The sequence below is a fragment of the Microbacterium testaceum genome, from assembly GCF_006539145.1.
In the GTDB taxonomy this organism is placed as follows: Bacteria; Actinomycetota; Actinomycetes; order Actinomycetales; family Microbacteriaceae; genus Microbacterium; species Microbacterium testaceum.
This window is the reverse complement of sequence record NZ_BJML01000002.1, coordinates 363,000-384,285: the sequence shown is the minus strand read 5'-3', so window position 1 is coordinate 384,285 and position 21,286 is coordinate 363,000. Positions and strand designations below refer to the sequence as shown.

Here is a 21,286-nt window from a genome sequence, read left to right as displayed (position 1 = left end):
AGGATCGGGGAGCGTTGGTCCACCCGAGGAGCCCGCGCATGTCGCACACCACCCCGTCCCTGCCCGCCGCCGCCCACGTGCTCGCTGTCGACATCGGCGGGACCAAGGTCGACGCGGCCCTGGTCTCGACCTCCGGCGAGGTGATCCGTTCGAGCGTGACCCGACGCCCCACCGGTCGCGGGAACGACCGCGACACGATCGCCCGGAACGTCCGTCAGGCCGCCGAAACCGCGCTCGCCGCCGTTCCGGAGGCGAGGGTCACCGCGATCGGCGTGGGCAGTGCGGGTCCGGTGGACCTGCCCTCGCGCTCGGTGTCTCCCCTGAACCTTCCGCTGGCGGCGGGACTGCGCATCGACGAGGTGCTGGGCGGGCTCGTCGACGGCCCCATCCATCTCGCGCTCGACGGCACCTGCATCGCCCTCGCCGAACACTGGCGGGGAGCCCTGGTCGGCTGCGACGACGCGATGGCGATCGTCGTGTCGACCGGTGTGGGCGGGGGCCTCGTGCTCGGAGGTCGCCCCGTCAGCGGCGCCAGCGGCAACGCGGGTCATCTGGGACAGACCTTCGTGCGCACCCTCGAAGGCGACGACGTCGTCGCGGCCACCCTCGAAGCCGTGGCCGCGGGGCCCGGCACGGTCGCCTGGGCGAAGAAGCAGGGGTGGGAGGGCGAGACCGGTCTCGATCTCGCGGCCTCGCACGCGTCGGGGGATGCCGTGGCCATCGCCGCCGTGAGCCGTTCGGCGACCGCGGTGGGCCAGGCCATCGCCGCGGCAGCCACCCTGTGCGATCTCGAGGCGGTGGCCATCGCCGGCGGCTTCTCGCAGGTCGCCCCCGACTACGTCGACCAGGTGCGCGCGGCCGCCCAGGCCGCCTCGCTGCACGCCTACGCCCGGCGCTGCCGCATCGTCGGCTCGGGACTCGACGGAGACGGTCCCCTGCTCGGGGCGGCGGCGCTCGCGTTGCAGTCCTGACCGACCGCGCGAGAGGAGCGCGCCGATGGGCGGGCATAATCTGGACGAGAGGGCCCGCGCCGCGGACCGGCGAACGAGGGCGGGGATCATGCGTACCGGATCCAACCTGCCCGCCGTCGGGGAGTACAACCAGACCCTCGTGCTCGACCACATCCGCCGTTCGCCCGAGGGGCTGAGCCGCGTCGAGCTGTCGGCGCGCACGGGCCTCAGCGCCCAAACGCTCAGCAACGTCACCCGGCGGCTCGCCGACGAGGGGCTGATCGTGGAGGCGGGCAAGGTCATCTCGGGACCCGGGAAGCCCCGCACGCTGCTCAAACTCGCGCCGCGCTCGCGATTCGCGGTCGGAGTGCACCTCGACCCGGTGGTCGACACGATCGTGGTGGTCGACATGGCCGGCGAGGTCATCGCGCATGACGAGATCGGCCGCCCGGCCCTGTCGACGCCCGCGGGGCTGGTGGATGCCGTGGGCGCCGCGGTCGACGCGATCGTCGAGCGCGCCGGCATCCCCCGCGAGCTCGTCCTCGGGGTCGGTGTGGCCGCTCCGGGGCCCTTCGACGCGCGCGGCGGGCGCCTTCTCGATCCGCCCCTGCTGCCGGAGTGGCACAACGTCAACGTGCGAGAAGACCTCGGCGCCGTCACGGGCCTGCCCGTGATCGTCGAGAAGGACGTGACGGCCGCCATGGTGGGCGAGATGTGGTTCGACCGTTCCGACGCTCTCGGCGACGCGATGTTCCTGTACTACGGCGCGGGTGTCGGCGTGGGGCTCGCGATCGCGGGTGCTCCGGTGCGCGGACGCACCGGCAACGCCGGCGGCATCGCGCACGTGATCGTCGATCCCGATGGTCCGCCCTGCGCGTGCGGCGCTCGCGGGTGCCTCGGGGTGTCGATCGAGCCGCGCGTGCTGCTGGCCGAGGCCGGGTACGCCCCGGCGGCGGCCGGTGACACGCGCCCCGACCTGGACCGGCTCGTGCGCGACGCGCGCGAGGGCGAGGAGGGTCCGGCCGCGGTGCTGCGGCGGGCGGGGGAGCGGATCGCGCGCGCGCTGGTCGTGACCAACAACCTGATCGACGTCGACGAGGTCGTCCTCGGCGGCCCCGTGTGGGAGCGCCTCGCGGAGGTGCTGGGCGACGTCGTCGCCGAGCGCGTCGCCGTCGACGCGGCCTCGACCGCGACGCGCGAGATCGTCGTGCGTCGCTCACGGGTCGGAGCCGACGTCGCGGCCGTGGGGGCCGCCTGCCTCATGCTCGACGGCGCCTTCGCGGCGCGGCCGGCGCGCATGATGATCGCCCTCTGAGCCCGTCCCCCTTCCGCCGACGCCGGGCGTTTCCCGATCGTTACGAGCGTGGCGACTCTGGGACTTGCCGAGTTAGTCCATTTGATTTATAAAAGGTTCTGGCGACGTGGTGTCTCCACCCGAGCAAGGGAGCTTTCATGAAGAAACTGACGATGGTGACCGGTCTTCTGACCGCCACCGCCCTGACCGCGGCCCTGGCCGGTTGTTCCGCGGGCAGCGGCGACGCCGGTGACGCGAAGACCATCCGCGTCGCGTACCAGACCACGGCGACCTTCAACCAGATGCAGACGCTGATGGAGACGGCGAAGTCGCAGTACGAGGCCGCACACCCCGGCATGACCGTCGAGCTCGTGCCGATCCAGGCCGAGGGCGCCGACTACTACACGAAGCTCGCGCTGATGAACAAGTCGGCCAGCACCGCCCCCGACGTCCAGTACGAAGACACCTTCAAGATCCAGTCCGACGCCGCGGCGGGGTACCTGTTGCCCCTCGACGACTACCTCGCGAAGTGGAGCGACTGGTCGCAGTTCGCCGACGGCGCCAAGCAGGCCGGCCTCGGCCCCGACGGCAAGACCTACGGCGTCTCGCTCGGAACCGACACCCGCGGCCTCTGGTACAACAAGGAGATCTTCGCCAAGGCGGGCATCTCCGTCCCGTGGCAGCCCAAGACCTGGGCCGACGTCCTCTCGGCGGCCAAGAAGGTCAAGGCGGCCGACCCCGACGTCATCCCGATGAACGTGTACTCGGGCAAGACGGCCGGTGAAGCGGCATCCATGCAGGGGCTCGAAATGCTCCTCTACGGCACCGAGGACACCCTTTACGACACCTCCTCGAAGAAGTGGGTCGTCGGCAGCCAGGGCTTCAAGGACTCGCTGACCTTCGTCTCCGACGTCTACCAGGGCGGCCTCGGACCCTCGCTCCAGCAGGCGCTCGACCCCAACATCTTCACCAGCGTGACCGCCGACTGGCTGCCGAAGGGCAAGCTCGCGATCGCCCTCGATGGCTCGTGGCAGTCGGCCGCGTGGGTCGACGGCGGAACCGCCCCGTGGCCCGCGTGGAGCGACACGCTCGGTATCGCCGCGATGCCCACCCAGAACGGCCAGGCACCCGGCACCACGAGCATGTCGGGCGGGTGGACGCTCGCCATCGGCAAGAACACCAAGAACGCCGACGCGGCCTGGGACTTCCTCTCCACCGCGGTGAACAAGGACAACGCCACGTCCTACGACATCAACAACAGCCAGATCGCCGTCCGTGCCGATGTGGCGCAGTCCACCGAATACCTCGACGCCAACCCGAGCTTCAAGACCTTCTCGAGCTTCGTCGCAACGACGCACTTCCGACCGGCCACCGAGGACTACGACAAGATCTCGAACCAGATCCAGGTCGCCATGGAAGCGGTCATGACCGGGCAGTCCAGCGTCGACGACGCCGCCGCAGCCTACGACCAGGCCGTCATCGGCATCGTCGGCGAAGACAACACCCAGCAGGGCTGATCGTGACCGCCCTGGCTCAGACCGGGGCGACCGGAACCGACCGGAGGTCGCGCGCCACCACGCGCGGCCTCCGGTCCTCGGCCCGGGCGCTCCCGCTCCTTCCCGCAGCGCTGCTGCTCGCGGTGTTCCTGCTCGGACCGATCCTGGTGTCGCTGTGGGGCTCGCTCACCAACGCGACCCTGTCGGGCTCGACCGCCGTCGCGAGCCAGTTCATCGGCTTCGACAACTACACCCAGCTCTTCAAGGCCCCCGACTTTCCCGTGGCGGTCGTCAACACGATCGTGTTCGTGTTCTTCTCCGCCGTGATCGGTCAGAACATCCTGGGCCTGGCCCTCGCTCTCATGATGCGCTCGGGCAATCGCGTCGTCACCGCGGTGGTCGGCACGATCGTCGTCACCGCGTGGGTCCTGCCCGAGATCGTCGCGGCATTCGCCGCGTACGCGTTCTTCCGCGACAACGGGACCCTGAACGTGATCCTCGGGATCTTCGGTCTCGACCCCGTCAGCTGGCTCTTCACGATGCCGGTGCTCATGGTCGTCTTCGCCAACATCTGGCGCGGGACGGCGTTCTCGATGATGGTCTATTCGGCGGCCCTCGCCGACGTGCCGCCCGAGATCACCGAGGCGGCCGAGGTCGACGGAGCGAGCGGCATCAAGCGCCTCTTCCTCATCACGATCCCCATGATCCGTTCGACCATCGGAACCAACTCGATGATCGTGACGCTGCAGACCCTGTCGGTCTTCACACTGATCTTCGTCATGACCGGCGGTGGCCCCGGCAACAAGAGCACGACGCTGCCGATCCTCGCCTACCAGCAGGGCCTCAAGTTCGGCGAGCTCGGCTACGGCACCGCGATCGCCACGATCATGCTGCTCATCGGTGCGATCTTCTCGTTCTTCTACGTCCGCGCGCTGCGCGAGGAGGTCTCGTCATGACCACCGCCACCCTGCCCGAGGTGACCGGCGCCCGCTCGCGCTCCGCACGCCGCGCTCCCGGGCGCAAGAAGGCGTCGCTGTCGTCGCCGCGCACCCGCGCCCTGCGCGTCGTCGCCAACACGCTGCTCATCGTGGTCGGCGTGCTGTTCGTGGTGCCGCTCGTGTGGCTCGTCACGGCCTCGCTCGACGCGCAGCCGACGCTGGCCATCAAGATGCCCGAGGTCGTCACCCTCGACAACTTCGCGGCCGTGATGAAGCCGGATCTGCTGTTCCAGCCCCTGTGGAACAGCGTGCTGCTGGCGGGAGGCACCTCGATCGCAACGGTCGTGCTCGCCTCGCTCGCCGCCTATCCGCTCTCGCGGTACAAGATGCGCGTCGGCAAGCCCTTCCTCTACGCGGTGCTGTTCGGCACATGCCTGCCGATCACGGCGATCATGGTGCCGGTCTACAGCCTGTTCGTGCAGCTGAACCTCATCGACTCGATCGGGGGCACGATCCTCTTCCTCACCGCGAGCGCTCTGCCGATTGCGATCTGGATGATGAAGAACTTCATGGACGGCGTGCCCGTCGAGCTCGAGCACGCGGCCTGGATGGACGGCGCGGGGTCGATGCGCACGCTCGTGCAGATCGTGCTCCCGCTCATGCGCCCCGGCATCGCGGTCGTGTTCATCTTCACCTTCATCCAGGCGTGGGGCAATTTCTTCGTCCCCTTCGTGCTGCTGCTCAGTCCCGACTACCAGCCGGCCGCCGTCAGCATCTTCAACTTCTTCGGGTCGTTCGGAGCCGTGGCCTACGGCCAGCTCGCGGCCTACTCGATCGTCTACTCCCTCCCGGTCCTCGGCCTGTACGTCCTCGTGCAGCGCGGACTCGGCGGCCCGTCGGCCCTCGCCGGCGCGGTCAAGGGCTGACCCGTCCCCCCAGACAAGGAACCCACGTCATGCACGACCGCACCGCGCTCATCGAGATGCGCATCGAACGCTTCGTCCGCGAGCGTCTCGCCCCCGCCGTCTACCGCGCCCGTCAGCCCCTCGACATCCAGGCATGGGAGGCGCCGGGCGAGCCCGTGACCTTCGCCGAGGCTCGGGATGCCGAGTACCGCCCCTTCGCGATCGGAACGCCGTGGGGTCGAGCGTGGGGGACGACCTGGTTCGCCGTCTCCGGCGAGATCCCCGCTGCGTGGCGCGACGCGCACGGTTCCCTGCCGGAGGGCACCGTCGCCGAGCTCGTGATCGATCTCGGCTTCACAGCCGGACAGAGCGGCTTCCAGTGCGAAGCGCTCGTCTGGAACCGCGAGGGCGCCCCCATCAAGGGCGTCTCGCCGTTCAACAACGCCAGCCCGGCCGCGGTCGACCCCGACGGTCGCGTCGACGTGCTCGTCGAGGCCGCCTCGAACCCCGACGTGGGCAGCCTCTTCACCTTCGAGCCGACGCACCTGGGTGACCTCGCCACCGCGGGCGACGCTCCTCTCTATACGCTCCGCGACATGTCGATCGGCCTCCGCGATCTCGCGGTGTGGGAGCTCCTGCAGGACTTCCGCCTGCTCCACGGCCTCATCGCCGAGCTCGACGCCACCTCCGCGCGCCGAGCAACACTCGTCGAGGCGATGGATGCCGCGATCGACGCGGTCGATCCCGAGGACGTCGCGGGCACGGCGCAGGCCGGTCGCGACGTGCTCGCTCCGCTGATGGCGGCGCCCGCGGCATCCAGTGCCCACGTCCTGCACGCCGTCGGGCACGCGCACATCGACTCGGCGTGGCTGTGGCCCGTACGTGAGACGGCGCGCAAGGTGTCGCGCACGTTCAGCAACGTCCTCTCGCTGATGGACGAAGATCCGGAGTTCGTGTTCGCGTCGTCGTCGGCGCAGCAGTTCGCGTGGATGAAGGAGCACTACCCGGCGCTCTGGGACCGGCTGAAAGCGCGTGTCGCCGAGGGACGCTTCGTGCCGGTGGGCGGTATGTGGGTCGAATCCGACACAAACATGGTCGGCGGCGAGGCGATGGCCCGGCAGTTCGTCGAGGGCAAGACGTTCTTCCTCGAGGAGTTCGGCATCGACACCGAAGAGGTGTGGCTGCCCGACTCGTTCGGCTACAGCGGTGCCCTTCCGCAGATCATGAGAGCCGCGGGCGCGCGCTGGTTCCTCACGCAGAAGATCTCGTGGAACGAGACCAACCGCATCCCGCACCACACCTTCCGCTGGGAGGGCATCGACGGGTCGCGCATCTTCACGCACTTCCCGCCGGTCGACAAGTACAACTCCGAGGTCACCGCGGCCGACCTGGCCCACGCCGAGCGCAACTTCGCCGACAAGGGTCGCGCGCGCACCTCGCTGCTGCCGTACGGCTTCGGTGACGGCGGCGGCGGACCCACGCGCGAGATGACCGCGACGATCGCCCGCACGCACTCGCTCGAGGGCGCGCCGGTGGTGAAGCACTCCACCCCGCGGGAGTTCTTCGAGACCGCCGAGGCCGAGTACGCCGACCCGGCCGTGTGGGCGGGGGAGCTGTACCTCGAGTTCCACCGCGGCACGTACACCAGCCAGCTGCGCACGAAGCAGGGCAACCGCCGCAGCGAGCACCTGCTGCGCGAGGCCGAGCTGTGGGCGGCCACCGCGACCGTCCGCACGGGCGCCGCCTACCCGGCTGAGACGTTCCAGCGCCTGTGGCGCCTGGTGCTGCTGCAGCAGTTCCACGACATCCTGCCCGGCACGTCGATCGCCTGGGTGCACCGGGATGCCGAGCGCAATTACGCCGCGATCGCGGCGGAGCTCGAGCAGATCATCGCCGACAGCCTCCGGGCGCTCGTGGGCACGGGCGACCGCGCGGTCGTGGCGAATGCCGCCCCGCACCGCCGTTCCGGTGCTCCCGCTCTCGCGATCGCCCCGGCGAGCCCCGACGGCGACGTGACCCCGAGCGCCGAGGGCGACGGCTTCGTGCTCGACAACGGCGTCGTGCGCGCGGTCGTCGACGGACGCGGTCTGATCACCTCGCTGGTGGAGGTGGACAGCGGCCGCGAGGTGGTTCCGGCCGGTCGCACCGCGGGCCTGTTCGAGGTGTTCCGCGACACGCCCACCCAATGGGACGCGTGGGACATCGACGAGACTTACCGGCGCCACGTCACGCCCCTCGACTCCGCCGAGGCCGTCCGCCTCGACGGACGCGCGATCGTCGTCGAGCGCCGCACGGGGGCGTCCACGATCGTCACGCGCATCGCTCTCGCGAACGGCTCGCGCACCGTGCGTCTCTCCCTCGACGTGGACTGGCACGAGCAGCAGAAGCTGTTGAAGCTCGGCGTCCCGGTCGACGTCCACACCGACCGCGCGGCGTCCGAGATCCAGTTCGGGCATATCGTCCGACCCACTCACACGAACACGTCGTGGGACGCGGCTCGCTTCGAGACCGCCGCGCACCGCTGGGTGCGGGTCGCCGAGCCGCGCTTCGGCGTGGCGGTGACCAACGACTCCACCTACGGTCACGACATCACGCGTCACGAGCGCGAGGCGGGCGGCACGTTCTCACTCGTGCGGCTGTCGATCATCCGGTCGGCGAAGTTCCCCGACCCCGGCCAGGATCAGGGCGCGCACCACCTCGAGGTGGGGATCGTCGTGGGCGCCGAGGTCGTCGACGCCGTCACCGAGGGATACCGCACCAACCTGCCGGAGCGGACGGTGACGGATGCCGCCGAGACCTCGATCGCGCCTCTCGTCGCGGTCGACCAGCCCGGTGTCGTCGTCGAGGCGGTCAAGCTCGCGCAGGACGGATCGGGCGATGTGATCGTGCGCCTGTACGAGGCTCTGGGCGAGCGCATGCACGCGCGTCTCGACGCCGGCTTCGAGGTCGTGGGCGTCGTCGAGACCGATCTGCTCGAGCGCGAGGTCGACGCCGCGGCGGTGTCGAGTGCTGCCGGTGGTGCGGTCGAGCTCGATCTGCGCCCGTTCCAGCTGGTGACGCTGCGTCTGAAGCGCTGAGGCCCGCTGCGCGTCGTCGCTGCGGGCCTCCGGGACGAGATCCCGGGGGCGGAGGACGGATGCGAGGGGTTTGTCCTCCTGTCCCGGGTTTTCCTCCGCGGCGCGGTGCGGCCATGCGGTGGGGCTGCGCGGTGGGGCGCGGGGGTCCGGGCGCGGGTTGGTGCGGGGCCGGGCGCGAGGTTGTCGAGCCCGCGGGAGGAGATTCCGGGGGCGGAGGATGGATGCCGAGGGATTGGTCCTCCCGTCCCCGGGTTTTCCTCCGCCGTGCGGCGGGGCTGGGCGGCGGGCTCGCGCGGCGGGCCGCCGAGCCCGTGGGATCAGACGCCGGGACGACCTTACGCCGGGAGAAGCCCGAGGTCGGTGAGCAAGAGGTCGCGGACCTCGTGAGGCGCAACCGGACCCGCGGGCAGCGAGTCGCGACCGCCGAACCGGCCGAGCGCCAGGAACGAGCGCCGCTCGAGCGCCGACCCGCCGCCGTGGCCGCCCGCATCGACGTGCCCGTGATCGGTGGTGACGGCGACGAGCCAGTCCTCGCCGTGCGTCTCGGCGCGGTCTTCGACGACGTCCAGGATGCCGCCGAGCAGCGCATCGACGCGCACGATCGCGGCCGTGTACTCGGGCGCGGTCCCGCCGTGCCGGTGGCCGGCCTCATCGACCTCGCCGAGGTAGACGAACGACACGTCGGGACCCGTCTCGCGCAGATGCGCACGTGCGGCGGCCGCGATCTCGGCATCCATCGGGTCATATCCTCTCGACTCCCCATCGCGCAGGACGACGTGGTGCAGGCCTGCGCGTTCCCTCTCGGGCGCGGGCGCGATGATCGGTCCCGGGCCGTCGGGGTCGATCAGCGGGGGCCAGTCGGCGGCCGCGAAGGTCGAGCAGCTCGGGCGCGCGTCGACGGCCCGGGAAAGGAGGTCTCGACAACGGCGCAGACGATGACCCTGGAAGTGGTTGTCGACGACGCCGTGCTCGGCGAGCCGCATGCCCGTGAGCAGCGACGACCAGCCGGGGCCCGAGATGGTCGGGACCTCCATGGTCATCGGCAGCACGACTCCCGCGCGCCCGAAAGCCGCGAGTCGAGCAGCCGGGGCGGGAGAGCGCAGCGCATCGTCGACGCGCAGGCCGTCGATGCCGATCAGCAGCAGCTTGCGCGCCGCGGTCATCAGTGGGGAAGCTCGCTCGCGGAGTGCAGCAGAGCCGGGATGTCGGCGACTCCGCCCACGAGGTGCGTGTGGCGCGACCGTCCCAGATCGGCGGCGGATCCCGCACCGGTGAGAACCCCGACGACGAACCGCGCCCCGGCGGCGGTGCCGGCGGCCAGATCATTGGGGGTGTCTCCGGCGACCAGCACCTCGTCGACCGACCGGATGCCGGTGAGCTCCATCGTGCGGAACACGAGGTACGGAGCGGGCCGCGACGCGGTCACGAGCTCCGACGTGGCGAGAGCGTCGATGTCGGTGCCGACCTCCCATCCGACCTTCGCCAGGAGCCCCTCGGCCACCGGGCGGGTGTAACCGGTCTGCAGAGCGACCTTCACCCCGGCCGCGCGCAGCGACACCATCGCCTCGCGCACCCCGGGAAACAGCGTCGGGGTCGCCGCGGCGTACGCCGCGTCGAGCTGAGCGGCGAAACCGGCATACACCGCGTCGGTGCGGGCAGGGTCGCCGCCGAGCTCGGTGAGGAGGCCGCGGATGGCCTCGGTCTTGTCGGTGCCCGTCCAGGGAGCCAGAACCTCGGCCGGAACCGGAGCGCCGAGCTCGTCACCGACGCAGCGTGCGAGCAGGTCGTAGACGACCCCGCCCTCGTCGATCGTGGTGCCGGCCATGTCGAGGGAGAGGAGGGAGACGGTCATCGGGAGCCTTCCGTGGTCGTTCGGCGCACCGCCGACGGGGCCGGGGCGGTGCGAGTGCGGGAGTTGTGGACGATCAGGGACGCACGATCGGGGCGGTAGCGGTCGTCGGCCACCTCGATCACCTCGCCCGCGGCGCTGCGGGTGAGACGGTGGACGCGCAGCAGCGGCGTGCCGACGGCGACGTCGAGCGCGGCGGCATCCTGGTCGTTCGCGGCGACCGCGTTGATCGTGTGCTCGCCGTGCTCGAGTGAGACGCCTCGGTCGAGCAGCGCGGTGAAGACCGATCCGGCGTCGGGGTCGAAGTCGAAGATCAGACGCCCCACGTGCTCGACGAACGTCGAGCGCTCGATCATCACCGGTTCGTCGTCGATCGATCGCACGCGCACCAGGTCGACCGCACGGGTGTCGCCGCCGACGCCGAGGGCGGCTGCCACCGAGGCCGGCGGTCGGCGCAGCGCCAGCTCGATCGTGCGCTGGCCCGGCACCCGGCCCATCGCCGTGACCCAGGCCGAGAACGAGAAGAAGTCGTCGATGGCGTGAGCGAAGGGCGCACGCATGACCGTCGGCACACGCCCCTGCCCGGTGCTGATCAGCCCCTCGGTGGCGAGAGCGGCAAGCGCCTGCCGCACGGGACCACGTGAGGCCCCGAACTCGACGCTCAGCTCGGCTGTGGTCGGCAGCGCCGCGCCGACGGGGAGCGCACCCGAGAGGATGCGATCGCGCAGCGTCGTGCGGACGGTCTCATGCAACGACATGAAGCGATCTTGTCATGACAAGCGGACGGGGAAGCGGCGACATAGGTTGTGTTCGCTCGCCGTTCACCGATCCTGGCGCGCATATATAAGAGGAGGGGCGGCGGTGAACATTGCATGACAAGTCGCGATACCGGTCGAACTCCGGTGCGATGAGAGCCGAGACTCGACCCCATGCACTCCCACTCGAGTCCGGCTCCGCTGCGCGCCGACGTCGTCGTCGTCGGCGCGGGCATCGTCGGTCTGGCCCACGCCTGGCACGCCGTGCGCGCGGGGCTCTCGGTCGTCGTCGTGGACCGCGACGACCGCGCCGTCGGCGCGAGCGTGCGCAACTTCGGGCACATCTGCACCACCGCGCAATCGGGCCGCGCGCGCGAGTACGCCGTCGTGGCGCGAGAGACCTGGCTGCGTGCCGGTGCGGAAGCGGGGCTCGCGGTGTCCGCCCACGGCACCGTCGTCGCCGCGCGCAGCGTCGCCGAGATGGCCGTGCTCGACGAGTTCGCCTCAGGACGCGACCGCGACGAGGTGTGCGTCCTCGGCGCCGACGAGACCGCCGACCGGCTCGGCTGGGCGGTGCCGGGACTCGTCGGCGGTGCCCTCATGCCGCGGGATCTGCGCGTCGACTCGCCCGCGGCCGTTCCCGCATTGACGGCGCATCTCGCGCGGCTGGGTGTGGTGTTCCGTTTCGGTGAGAACGTCGTCGACGTCGTCGACGGGGTGCGCACGACCCACGGATCGTACGTCGCCGACACCGTCATCGTCTGCGTGGGGCACGACGTCGACCGGCTCTTCCCCGTGCTCGCCAGCGACGGCGAGGTGCGTCGCTGCCGCCTACGCATGATGGAGATCGACCCGCCGCGGGGCGTGCGAATCGACCCGGGCGTCTTCACGGGCAGCTCGCTGCTGCGCTACGGCGGTTTCGCCGAGACCGCCGCCGCCGACACGGTGCGGGCCGAGCTGGCATCCCTCGATCCCGACATGCTGACGCACACGGTGAACCTCATGTGCACCCAGCGCCCCGACGGCCGCGTCGTGATCGGCGACACCCACCATTACGAGCGCACGCTCGACCCGTTCGACGACGAGGCGCTCGACGCGTTGCTGCTCGACCGCTTCTGCGGCCTGTTCGGCGTCGACGACCTCGTCGTGCGGCGACGCTGGCGCGGCGTGTACGCGGCCAGCGCCCAGGGCCCTTATCTGCACGCCTCCCCGCGGGCCGACGTGGTCGTCGCCTCGGTCACGAGCGGCATCGGCATGACCACCGCCTTCGGGTTCGCGCGCGACGTGCTCGCGCAGCGCGGCCTGATCCCCTGACCCCCTCCCTTCCGATCCGCCTGACCCGAAAGGACCACCCCTATGATGCGTTCCACTCACCGCTCGCGATCCCGTCGTATCGTCCGCGTGACCGCTCTCGCCGCGATCGCCGTGGCGTTCGCGGGCTCACTCACCGCTTGCGCCGGCACGTCGTCGGACGCGGCCGCCTCGAGCATGACCCTCGAGCAGAAGCAGAAGGCGACCAGCGCCGCCGACTTCGGCGGCATGGACGCGCTCGTCGCCGCCGCCAACGCCGAGGGCAAGCTCAACGTCATCACGCTGCCCCCGTCGTGGGCGAACTACGGAAAGATCATCGCGGGCTTCCAGAAGAAGTACCCCGGCATCACCATCGACTCGCAGAACCCCAACGGCTCCAGCGCCGACGAGGTCGCCGCGGCGAAGGCGCAGAAGGGTCAGGACACCGCGCCCGACGTGTTCGACCTGGGCACCGCGGTGCTGCGCCAGAACCTCGACCTGCTCGCGCCCTACAAGGTGTCGAACTGGGCCGACATCCCCGACGATTTCAAGGACCCCAACGGCACGTGGTTCTACGACTACACGGGCCTGATGTCGATCGGGTACGACTCGTCGGTCATCACCACCCCGCCCACGTCGATCAACGACCTGCTCGGCTCGCAGTACCAGGGCAAGGTCGCCATCAAGGGCGACCCGACCCAGGCCAACGAGGCCGCGAGCGCCGTCTACTGGGCGACCCTGCAGAGCGGCGGTACCGCCGACGACATCACGCCCGGTGTGCAGTTCTTCTCGAAGCTCAAACAGGCCGGCAACTTCCTCTCGGTGCTGCCGACCCAGGCGACGGTGTCGTCGGGCGAGACCCCCGTGGTCATCCAGTGGAGCTACAACAACCTCGCGTGGGGACCCGATGGCGGCTCGACCGGAAACCCCAACTGGAAGACCCTCGTGCTTCCCGGTGTCGCCCTGGGCAGCTACTACAACCAGGCCATCAACGTCGACGCCCCGCACCCCGCGGCTGCGCGACTGTGGGAGGAGTACCTCTACAGCCCGGAAGTGCAGAACCTGTTCCTCGCCTCGGGTGCCTACCCGTCCACGCTGCAGGCGATGATCGCGAACAACACCGTCGACCAGTCGGTGCTGCAGTCGGTGGGCGAGCCCCCGAAGAACTTCGTGCAGTTCACGAGCGACCAGGCCGCGGCTGCGGCGAAGGTGCTCGCCGCCTCATGGTCGTCGGCGATCGGCTGATCCCCGCATGACCGTCGCCTCCTCCTCTCGGATCGCGACGGCCGCCCCCACCGCCTCCGGCGCCGGACCCCTCCGGCGCCGGAGTGCGGGCTGGTGGGGGTTCGCGCCGTTCGCGGTCTACGTCGCTCTCTTCCTGGCCGTTCCGACGGTCGTCGCCATCGCGAGCGGGTTCTTCACGGCGAAGGGCGCGTTCACTCTCGGCAACTTCGCCGCGCTGGCCAGCCCCGCCATCATGACGGCCTTCGTGAACTCCCTCTGGCTGTCGGCCGTCGTGGCCGTCGTCTCGGCGGTGCTCGGGGCGATCCTCTGTCTCGCACTGTCGAGCATGCCTCCAGACGGCTGGGTGCGCTCGATCGTCGACTCCGCGGCCAGCACGCTCGCGCAGTTCGGCGGCATCATGCTGGCCTTCGCCTTTATCGCGCTCATGGGCGTGCAGGGCGCCGCGACGCTCTGGCTGCAGCAGACTTTCGGTCTCGACATCAACACCCTGTCATCGGACGGCCCGCTGCTCTATCAGGTGGGCGGCCTCGTCTTCCCCTACGTCTACTTCTCGGTGCCACTGATGGTGCTCACCTTCCTTCCCGCGCTCGAAGGTCTGCAGCAGCAGTGGGCCGAGGCGGCGGCGACGCTCGGCGCGTCGCGGTGGGTGTACTGGACCCGCATCGCGATGCCCCTCCTCGCCCCCGCGTTCTGGGGATCGACGATCCTCGTGTTCGCCGGCGCCTTCTCGTCGTTCGCGACGGCCGCGGCCCTGATCGACCAGGGCGGTCTCGTCGCCCTCGCGATCAAGCAGCAGCTGACGAGCGAGACGATCGTCGGCGTCGCCAACACCGCGGGTGTGCTCGCCCTCGGCATGGTGGTCGTGATGGCCGCCGTGATGGCCGTGTACTCGCTGCTCGAGCGTCGCGCCCGGCGGTGGCGACGATGAGCCGGCCCGTCACCGCCGGCCTCGGAAAGGTCGCCGGGGGAGTCATCCTCGCGATCGCCGCCATCGCCTTCGCCCTGCCCCTGCTCGCGCTGCTGCTGTTCACGTTCCGGATGCCGGGACGCTCGGGCGGTCTGACGCTCGATCACTACCTCGCGATCGTCGACCCGACGCAGGAGCTCACCTACGACGGCCTGTTCATGGGTCTCGCCAACTCGCTCGGCATCGCCGTGGTCACGGTCGCAATCGTGTTGCTGCTGCTCGTGCCGACCCTCGTGCTCGTCGAGCTGCGCTACCCCCGCGTGCGACGCGCGATCGAGGTCGTCTGCCTGCTGCCGCTCACCGTCCCGACGGTGGTACTGGTCGTCGGGTTCGTGCCCGTCTACAAGGTGGTCTCCGGCGCCCTCGGCAGCGCGCCGTGGACTCTCGCCTTCGCCGTCGGCGTCATCGTGCTGCCGTACGCGTACCGTCCGATCCAGGCGAACATCGCCGCCCTCGACATCGTCGTGCTCAGCGAGGCGGCGCGGTCGTTGGGCGCCAACGGCGTGCAGGTGGTGTGGCGCGTCGTGCTGCCGAACCTGCGTCGCGGCATCCTGTCGGCCTGTCTGCTCACCGTGGCCGTCGTGCTCGGCGAGTACACGATCGCGGCATTCCTCAGCCGCACCACTTTTCAGACCGCGCTGTTCCTGCTGCAGCAGACCGACCCCTACGTCTCGGCGATCTTCTCGCTCGCGGCCCTGGCGATGGTGTTCGTGCTGCTGCTGCTGATCGGCCGGCTCGGTTCGTTCCGTCCCTCCAGGAGTGCCTCATGACCGTTCCCGCCCCCGTGACCGGCCCGTTGACCTTCGCCGGCACCGCCGTCTCGCTCGTCGGCATCGAGAAGTCGTTCGGATCCCACACCGCGCTGCGCGGGGTGAGTCTCGACATCCGCCCGGGCGAGTTCGTCGCGCTGCTGGGGCCCTCGGGCTGCGGCAAGACGACGCTGCTGCGGGCCCTGTCGGGGCTCGACCGCATCGACGCCGGACGCATCCTCATCGATGAGCAGGACGTGTCGGGCGTACCCGTGAACCGCCGCGACATCGGCATGGTGTTCCAGTCGTACTCGCTGTTCCCGCACATGACGGTGCAGCAGAACGTCGAGTTCGGGCTGCGGATGCGGCGCGTCGACGCGGCCCGCCGCGCCGCACGCGCGCGCGAGGTGCTCGAGATGGTCGGTCTCGGCGACCGCGGCGGCCGCTACGCGCACCAGCTGTCGGGCGGTCAGCAGCAGCGCGTCGCCCTCGCTCGCGCGCTCGTCACCCGTCCGCGGGTGCTGCTGCTCGACGAGCCGCTGTCGGCGCTCGACGCGAAGGTGCGCGTGCAGTTGCGCGAGCAGATCCGCCGCCTGCAGCGCGATCTGGGTATCACCACCGTGTTCGTCACGCACGATCAAGAGGAGGCGCTCGCCGTCGCCGACCGTGTCGCCGTGATGAACGACGGAGTCATCGAGCAGATCGGCACTCCGGAGGATCTGTACCGCCGGCCGGTCTCTCCGTTCGTCGCCGACTTCGTCGGGCTGAGCAACATGCTGGACGGTGTGGCGCGCGGCGGCGAGGTCGAGGTGCATGGTCACGTGCTGCCCGTCCTCGGGACGACGGTCGAGGGGCCCGTGCAGGCGTTCGTCCGTCCGGAGGATGTCGTCTTCACGAGTGGGGACGAGGGAGTGGATGCCATCGTGGTGGCATCGAGTTTCCTCGGGTCGTTGCGGCGTACCGTCGTGCGCGCGGCCGACGGCACGCTCATCGCGGTGCAGCACGACGCCTCCGACCGGCGTGAGCCCGACGACGCCGTGCGGCTGCGGTTCGCGGGTCACCCGGTGGTGGTGCGACCGCGCTGAGGGTTGAGCGGATCCCTAGCCGCTCGCTCTAGCGTCCGGCTATGTCGTCTCTCGCCCGACGGCGCGGCCGCCCCGCGCCGCTGCGCACCACCCCGGCCGTCCGCGTCGCCGCGGTGCTCTCGTTCCTCTACGGGGGTGCGGTTACGGCGCTGGGCGTAGGGTTGACGGTCGCCCTCGCGACCGGTCAGGGACTGGGGGCCGACACCCACGAGTACCTCGTGTTCCGCGGGGTCACGACGACGATCGTCTTCTCCCTGATGGCGGGTGGGATCTTCGTGGCCGACGCGTTCCTCGTGCTGCGCGGTGCCCGGGGCACCGGTGTCGTCGTCGTCGCCGGGATCGTCGTGCTCGCGGGCCTGATCGGCGAGGTGATCGAGGCGGTCACGGGTGGGAGCGCCGCGTCCCTCGCGATCAGTGCGGGCATCATCGTGGCGGCGGCCCTGCCTGGGGTGCTGCTCCTTCTGCCTCGCGGACTCCGGTCGACGCCTCCGGTGACCGCGGACCCCACGCCCGGGGTCACACCGCCGCCACAGCCATGAGAACGACGGATGCCGCCATAGTGCCGATCTGGGCACGGTCGAGCCGTGCCGGCATCCGTCGTATCGCAGCGACCGACAGGCCCGCGTACCCGACCGCGACGGCCAGCAGGAACGGGGCCAGGGCGACACCGTGAGCATGAGCGGGGGAGGGGCCGTGTCCGCCCATCCCGAGTGAGAGAGCAGCCATCACCACCATGCCCAGCGTCGTGTGCAGCGTCATCAACGCGGGGATCCGCGGGGAGCGCCGCTGGCGCGGACGACGCCATACCGCGAGCACCAGGGCCGCCGTCAGTAACAGCGCCGTCCACCCCACCGGAGCGATCACGCCGAACACGGCGGCATCCAGCATCGCCAGGAGCATGAGCACGGATGCCATGACCTCGGGCGGCCGCACCCGCGCGCGATCGGCGGCCAGACAGCAGGCGCCGATTGCGGCGGGAGCGACCGCGGCAGCATGGAGGATCTCGCTCATCGCCTCAGCAATGGCATTCGGACGCAGGTGACTCGTCCCCGTGCGGGCCATGCCCGTGCGCACACCCGTGCGCGGCGGGCGCGCAGTGGGAGTTCGCGGGGGCGGGGACGTTCAGGACGGGGTTCCGCTCGAAGAAGTTGTACGGCTTGAGCGTGAACTTCGCGTAGTCCATGGGCATGACGGGCCAGTCCTCGTTGCGCGGGAAGTGCGTGAGACCGAAGGTGTGCCACAGCACGACGTCTTCGCCCACGAGCGGCTCGTCGCCCGCGATGAAGGCCGGGATGCCGGCCCCGCCCGGGTGCTGATTCACGAAGTCGCCGGCGGCGTAGCGCTCGTCGGGGTCGTACTTCGTGACGAACAGGTTCTTCGTGGCGAACGCCGCGCGCGCGGCGATCGACGAGTCGTCATCGGCCAGCAGCACCGGGGTCTCGGTGGGGAAGAGCACGTACGAGGTCGCCTGCCCGCGCTCGGTGGTCTTCTCGGTCGAGGCGATCTGCCAGACCCGGTTCACCGCGCCGTCGGCGACGCGGCCCGACACCTTCTCGCTCGTGATGGGCGTGACCCTCTTGGTGAAGGCGTTTCCGGCGGGGTTCGCGATCGAGATGGGCACGCGCACGGCATCGATCTCGTTGACGACGTTGGCGACGCCGTCGACCGTCATGTCCAGCCGCGCCGAGAACAGGTGCTGGTGGTACGGCGCCCCGAGGCCGGGGGCGACTTCGGAAGCGTAGGGGTACCCCTCACCCGGGTAGGCGGAGGTGAAGAGGATGCCGGTGAGCTTGGCCTCGCACTCGATGGTGCCGTCGAGATAGAGGTACCAGTAGAAGCCGTAGTCGTAGTTGCCGACGGTGGTGAAGAACGAGATGACGAGACGCCGGGAACGGCGCACCTCGCTGGACCCGGTGAAGATGTCGGTGTGCTTCCACAGGGTGCCGAAGTCCTCCTCGTGCATGCACACCGCGTTGCGGACGGTGCGCGGCATCCCGTTCTCGTCCGCCAGCACCGCGTCGACGTAGGTGATGTCGCCCACGCAGTCGCAGCCGAGCTCGAGCTCGTTCGTGTAGCGGCCGAAGAGGTACTCGCCCGTGTCGAAGTAGTTCTGCCAGAAGCGGTTGGGCGCGGGATCGGCATAGGGAACGACCATCTCGCTGATCGAGCCGCGGTACATCACGGGGCGCCCCGCGAACGACAGCTGGCGCAGGATCAGGCCCTCGCGCGTGTCGAAGCCGATGCGCAGGTCCCACTCGCCCCACGTGACGCGCTCGCCGTCGACGCTGAAGCTCGACCCCTCGGGCTGGGTGATGACGATGGGCTTGAGGCCCTCCAGCGGCGGGCCCTGCAGCTCGGGGTCGTCGAAGTTGCCGTGCTCCTCGGGAACCGTGAACCCGGGGGTGTCGACGATGTCGATGATGCGTCGTGCGGCGACGTCGATGTAGGCGGTCAGGCCGTCGACGGGGTGCGCCCAGGGGTGGTCGGCGGGGTGGTCCTGGCGGAAGGCGAAAGTGCGCAGCACCCGGCGCCCCACCTCGTTCTCGTAGCCGTAGTGGCCGGCCGACAGCGGCACGAGCACGACGTCGGCGGTGGTGAGGCCGCGCGCCGCCAGGGCGGCGACCCACTCGGCGCTCTCGTTCGCGATGACACCGACCTCTTCGAACTCGGCGTCGAGGATCGGCAGCTGTCCATCTGAGCCGTCGAGCTCGGTCTGGCGCAGCACCGTGCCCGTGGCGAGCGATACGACCACGTCGAGCGAGTGCGCCGTGCGCAGGTTCAGCAGTTGCACGCGGGCGCGGCGCTCGGGAAAGCCGCCCTCGCCCCGCTCCCACGCGAGCACGTCGCCTTTCGGTGCCTCTTCCAGGCCGACGTAGGCGAAGCGGCTGGCCTCATCGATGCCGTCGAAGCCGGCGACGATGGCGTGCACGGCGGTGATCTCGGCGGGGGAGAGGGATGCCAGGGGATGGGCCGGCGTCGCGGGGGCGACGAAGGCGGTCGAGGTCGGGTCGGTGAGCGTCATGATGTCTCTCTCGGGTGCAACGGGGGTGGAACGGACGGGCGGGAACGGATGCCGCGGCGGTGAGGCCGCGGCACCCGGGGTCAACCGGCGATGGCGTCGGTGAGCTTGGCGTAGGCGGCGGGGCGGCGGCGGCGGATCCAGGCCGCCTGCAGGTAACCGAAAGCGGGCACGATGATCACGAGCGCGAGCAAGGCCCACGTCACGACACCGAACGTGGGCGCCCCGTCGGCGTCGACGTCTCCGACCATCACGGGGAAGTAGGCGACGATCACCACGGCCGAGACCGCGAGACCGACGAAACCCAGCGCCGGCGCGATCACCGTGTTCCACGGGCGCCGGTCCTGGCGGTTCCGGGTGAAGTACACGATCACCGCGACGGAGGTCACCGCCATCAAGACGACGATGGCGACGGTGGCGACGCCCGAGAGCCAGGTGAAGACCTGCAGGAGCGGATCGAGTCCGAGCAGGGCGAAGGCCGCGAGGAGGACACCGGCGGTCGCGGTCTGCACGATCGACGACACGTGCGGGGAGAGGTGCCGCGCGTGCACGCCTGACACCGACTCGGGGAGCACGCCGGCGCTCGACATTGTGTGCTGGTAGCGCGTCAGCACGTTGTGGAACGACAGCACGCACGCGAACATCGACGTCAGCAGGAGGACGTTGACGATGACCTCGCCGACCGCGCCGAGGTAGATCGCGACGGTACGGAGCATCAGCGTCGCGGGGTTCTCGGCGGCGGCGGCGAGCACGCCGCTCGGACCCCAGGCCATCACGAGCCCCCACGTCGACAGCGTGTAGAAGACGCCGATGCCGATGACGGCACCGTACGTCGCCCGCGGGATCGTGCGGTCGGGGTCGCGCGCCTCGTCCCGGAAGATCGCGGTGGCCTCGAACCCGATGAACGCGGCGATCGCGAACATGAGGCCCACCCCGGGCGAGCCGCTGGCGATGTTCGCCGGCTCGAAGGGGGCGAGGCTCAGTCCCTCGGGACCCCCGTCGAGGACCACCGCGCCGACGAGGACGAGCACGATCGCCACCTCCGCGATGAGCAGGACGCCCAGCACCTTGCTGGAGAGGTCGATGTGGCGGTAGCCCAGCACACCGACCAGCGCGACGGTGGCCAGTGCGTACAGCCACCACGGAATATCCGGCCCGCCCAGCGAGACGACGGTGATCTCGAGGAGGTACCCGACGTAGCCGTACACCGCGACCTGGATGGTCGTGTAGGTCAGGATCGCGGTCCACGCCGCTGCCAGTCCGGAGGGGCGTCCCAGCCCGTAGCCGATGTAGGTGAAGAAGGCGCCCGGGCGGGGGACGTGCCGCGTCATGGCCGAGAGACCCACGGCGAACAGGAGCAGGATCACCGCGCTGACGGCGTACAGCGCCGGGTAGCCGACACCGTTGCCGATCAGGATGCCGAGAGGCCCCGCGCCGCCGACGACGGTCAGCGGCGACGCAGCGGCGACCACCATGAAGACGATGGCCGTCACACCGAGGGAGCCCCGCAACGTCCGCTTCGCCGACGTCGCCGCTCCCTTCGACTCGAGTTGGGTCATTTCGATTCCTCCGGGATTCGGGTGGGGTACGCGGTCGTGAGTCGAGGTTCCTCCGGCGCCGTTGCCGGGCCGTGTTCTCGTCGTGAAGGTGTGGCCTCGCCGAGTGAG

General features: G+C 70.3%; 18 protein-coding genes. 12 read left to right on the top strand and 6 right to left on the bottom strand.

What is annotated here, in order from left to right; all coding sequences use genetic code 11:
* The first annotated feature begins 38 nt into the window (after positions 1–38).
* The 6 genes from MTE01_RS05840 (at position 39) to MTE01_RS05815 (ending at position 8,660) form a co-directional block, all read left to right on the top strand.
* Positions 39–971: an ROK family protein gene (locus MTE01_RS05840; protein WP_141376227.1), complete on the top strand. Its 933-nt coding sequence runs from the start codon at positions 39–41 to the stop codon at positions 969–971.
* Between the two features lie 88 nt (positions 972–1,059).
* The gene (locus MTE01_RS05835; protein WP_141376225.1) at positions 1,060–2,265 is read left to right on the top strand and encodes an ROK family transcriptional regulator; all 1,206 of its coding nucleotides are present in this window, start codon (positions 1,060–1,062) and stop codon (positions 2,263–2,265) included.
* 137 nt (positions 2,266–2,402) lie between these two features.
* Entirely contained in the window at positions 2,403–3,761 is a 1,359-nt protein-coding gene (locus MTE01_RS05830) for an extracellular solute-binding protein (protein WP_103206064.1), read from the top strand.
* Between the two features lie 2 nt (positions 3,762–3,763).
* Entirely contained in the window at positions 3,764–4,696 is a 933-nt protein-coding gene (locus MTE01_RS05825) for a carbohydrate ABC transporter permease (RefSeq protein WP_103206065.1), read from the top strand.
* On the top strand, positions 4,693–5,604 hold the full coding sequence (locus tag MTE01_RS05820; protein WP_174799647.1) for a carbohydrate ABC transporter permease: 912 nt from the start codon (positions 4,693–4,695) through the stop codon (positions 5,602–5,604). The genes MTE01_RS05825 and MTE01_RS05820 overlap by 4 nt, the downstream gene beginning before the upstream one ends.
* Positions 5,605–5,633: 29 nt before the next feature.
* The gene (locus tag MTE01_RS05815; protein ID WP_141376223.1) at positions 5,634–8,660 is read left to right on the top strand and encodes an alpha-mannosidase; all 3,027 of its coding nucleotides are present in this window, start codon (positions 5,634–5,636) and stop codon (positions 8,658–8,660) included.
* Between the two features lie 335 nt (positions 8,661–8,995).
* Here MTE01_RS05815 and MTE01_RS05810 read toward each other — a convergent pair whose 3' ends face one another.
* From MTE01_RS05810 to MTE01_RS05800, 3 genes are read right to left on the bottom strand one after another with little or no spacing between them, the layout of a single operon-like run.
* A complete protein-coding gene (locus MTE01_RS05810) occupies positions 8,996–9,823 on the bottom strand; it encodes an alkaline phosphatase family protein (RefSeq protein WP_141376221.1) in 828 nt (275 codons plus the stop codon).
* The gene (locus MTE01_RS05805) at positions 9,823–10,512 is read right to left on the bottom strand and encodes a phosphonatase-like hydrolase (protein ID WP_103206068.1); all 690 of its coding nucleotides are present in this window, start codon (positions 10,510–10,512) and stop codon (positions 9,823–9,825) included. The genes MTE01_RS05810 and MTE01_RS05805 overlap by 1 nt, the downstream gene beginning before the upstream one ends.
* Positions 10,509–11,267, bottom strand: a complete 759-nt coding sequence (locus MTE01_RS05800; protein WP_141376219.1) for a GntR family transcriptional regulator — start codon at positions 11,265–11,267, stop codon at positions 10,509–10,511. Before MTE01_RS05800 ends, MTE01_RS05805 begins: the two co-directional genes overlap by 4 nt.
* Before the next feature lie 171 nt (positions 11,268–11,438).
* On the opposite strand from MTE01_RS05800, the gene MTE01_RS05795 reads away from it, so the two are divergent.
* Genes MTE01_RS05795 through MTE01_RS05770 form a run of 6 tightly spaced genes read left to right on the top strand, consistent with a single transcriptional unit; the run spans position 11,439 to position 17,139 of the window.
* Positions 11,439–12,578 carry a TIGR03364 family FAD-dependent oxidoreductase gene (locus MTE01_RS05795; protein WP_141376217.1) on the top strand — a complete coding sequence of 380 codons (1,140 nt, stop codon included), beginning with the start codon at positions 11,439–11,441 and terminating at the stop codon, positions 12,576–12,578.
* Positions 12,579–12,623: 45 nt separating this feature from the next.
* A complete protein-coding gene (locus MTE01_RS05790) occupies positions 12,624–13,799 on the top strand; it encodes an ABC transporter substrate-binding protein (protein WP_116239358.1) in 1,176 nt (391 codons plus the stop codon).
* A 7-nt stretch (positions 13,800–13,806) separates the two neighbouring features.
* Positions 13,807–14,727 carry an ABC transporter permease gene (locus MTE01_RS05785; protein ID WP_116239152.1) on the top strand — a complete coding sequence of 307 codons (921 nt, stop codon included), beginning with the start codon at positions 13,807–13,809 and terminating at the stop codon, positions 14,725–14,727.
* Complete coding sequence (locus MTE01_RS05780) at positions 14,724–15,536, top strand: ABC transporter permease (protein ID WP_141376215.1); 813 nt, start codon at positions 14,724–14,726, stop codon at positions 15,534–15,536. Before MTE01_RS05785 ends, MTE01_RS05780 begins: the two co-directional genes overlap by 4 nt.
* Positions 15,533–16,600, top strand: a complete 1,068-nt coding sequence (locus tag MTE01_RS05775; RefSeq protein WP_103206072.1) for an ABC transporter ATP-binding protein — start codon at positions 15,533–15,535, stop codon at positions 16,598–16,600. Before MTE01_RS05780 ends, MTE01_RS05775 begins: the two co-directional genes overlap by 4 nt.
* Before the next feature lie 41 nt (positions 16,601–16,641).
* Complete coding sequence (locus tag MTE01_RS05770) at positions 16,642–17,139, top strand: hypothetical protein (protein ID WP_141376213.1); 498 nt, start codon at positions 16,642–16,644, stop codon at positions 17,137–17,139.
* On the opposite strand, the gene MTE01_RS05765 is transcribed toward MTE01_RS05770, so the two are convergent.
* The 3 genes from MTE01_RS05765 to MTE01_RS05755 form a co-directional block, all read right to left on the bottom strand.
* Positions 17,117–17,611 carry a hypothetical protein gene (locus tag MTE01_RS05765; RefSeq protein ID WP_141376211.1) on the bottom strand — a complete coding sequence of 165 codons (495 nt, stop codon included), beginning with the start codon at positions 17,609–17,611 and terminating at the stop codon, positions 17,117–17,119. The two genes, MTE01_RS05770 and MTE01_RS05765, sit on opposite strands and share 23 nt — an antisense overlap.
* Before the next feature lie 4 nt (positions 17,612–17,615).
* A complete protein-coding gene (locus MTE01_RS05760; RefSeq protein WP_141376209.1) occupies positions 17,616–19,622 on the bottom strand; it encodes a primary-amine oxidase in 2,007 nt (668 codons plus the stop codon).
* An 80-nt stretch (positions 19,623–19,702) separates the two neighbouring features.
* Complete coding sequence (locus tag MTE01_RS05755) at positions 19,703–21,178, bottom strand: APC family permease (protein WP_141376207.1); 1,476 nt, start codon at positions 21,176–21,178, stop codon at positions 19,703–19,705.
* Positions 21,179–21,286: the final 108 nt, after the last annotated feature.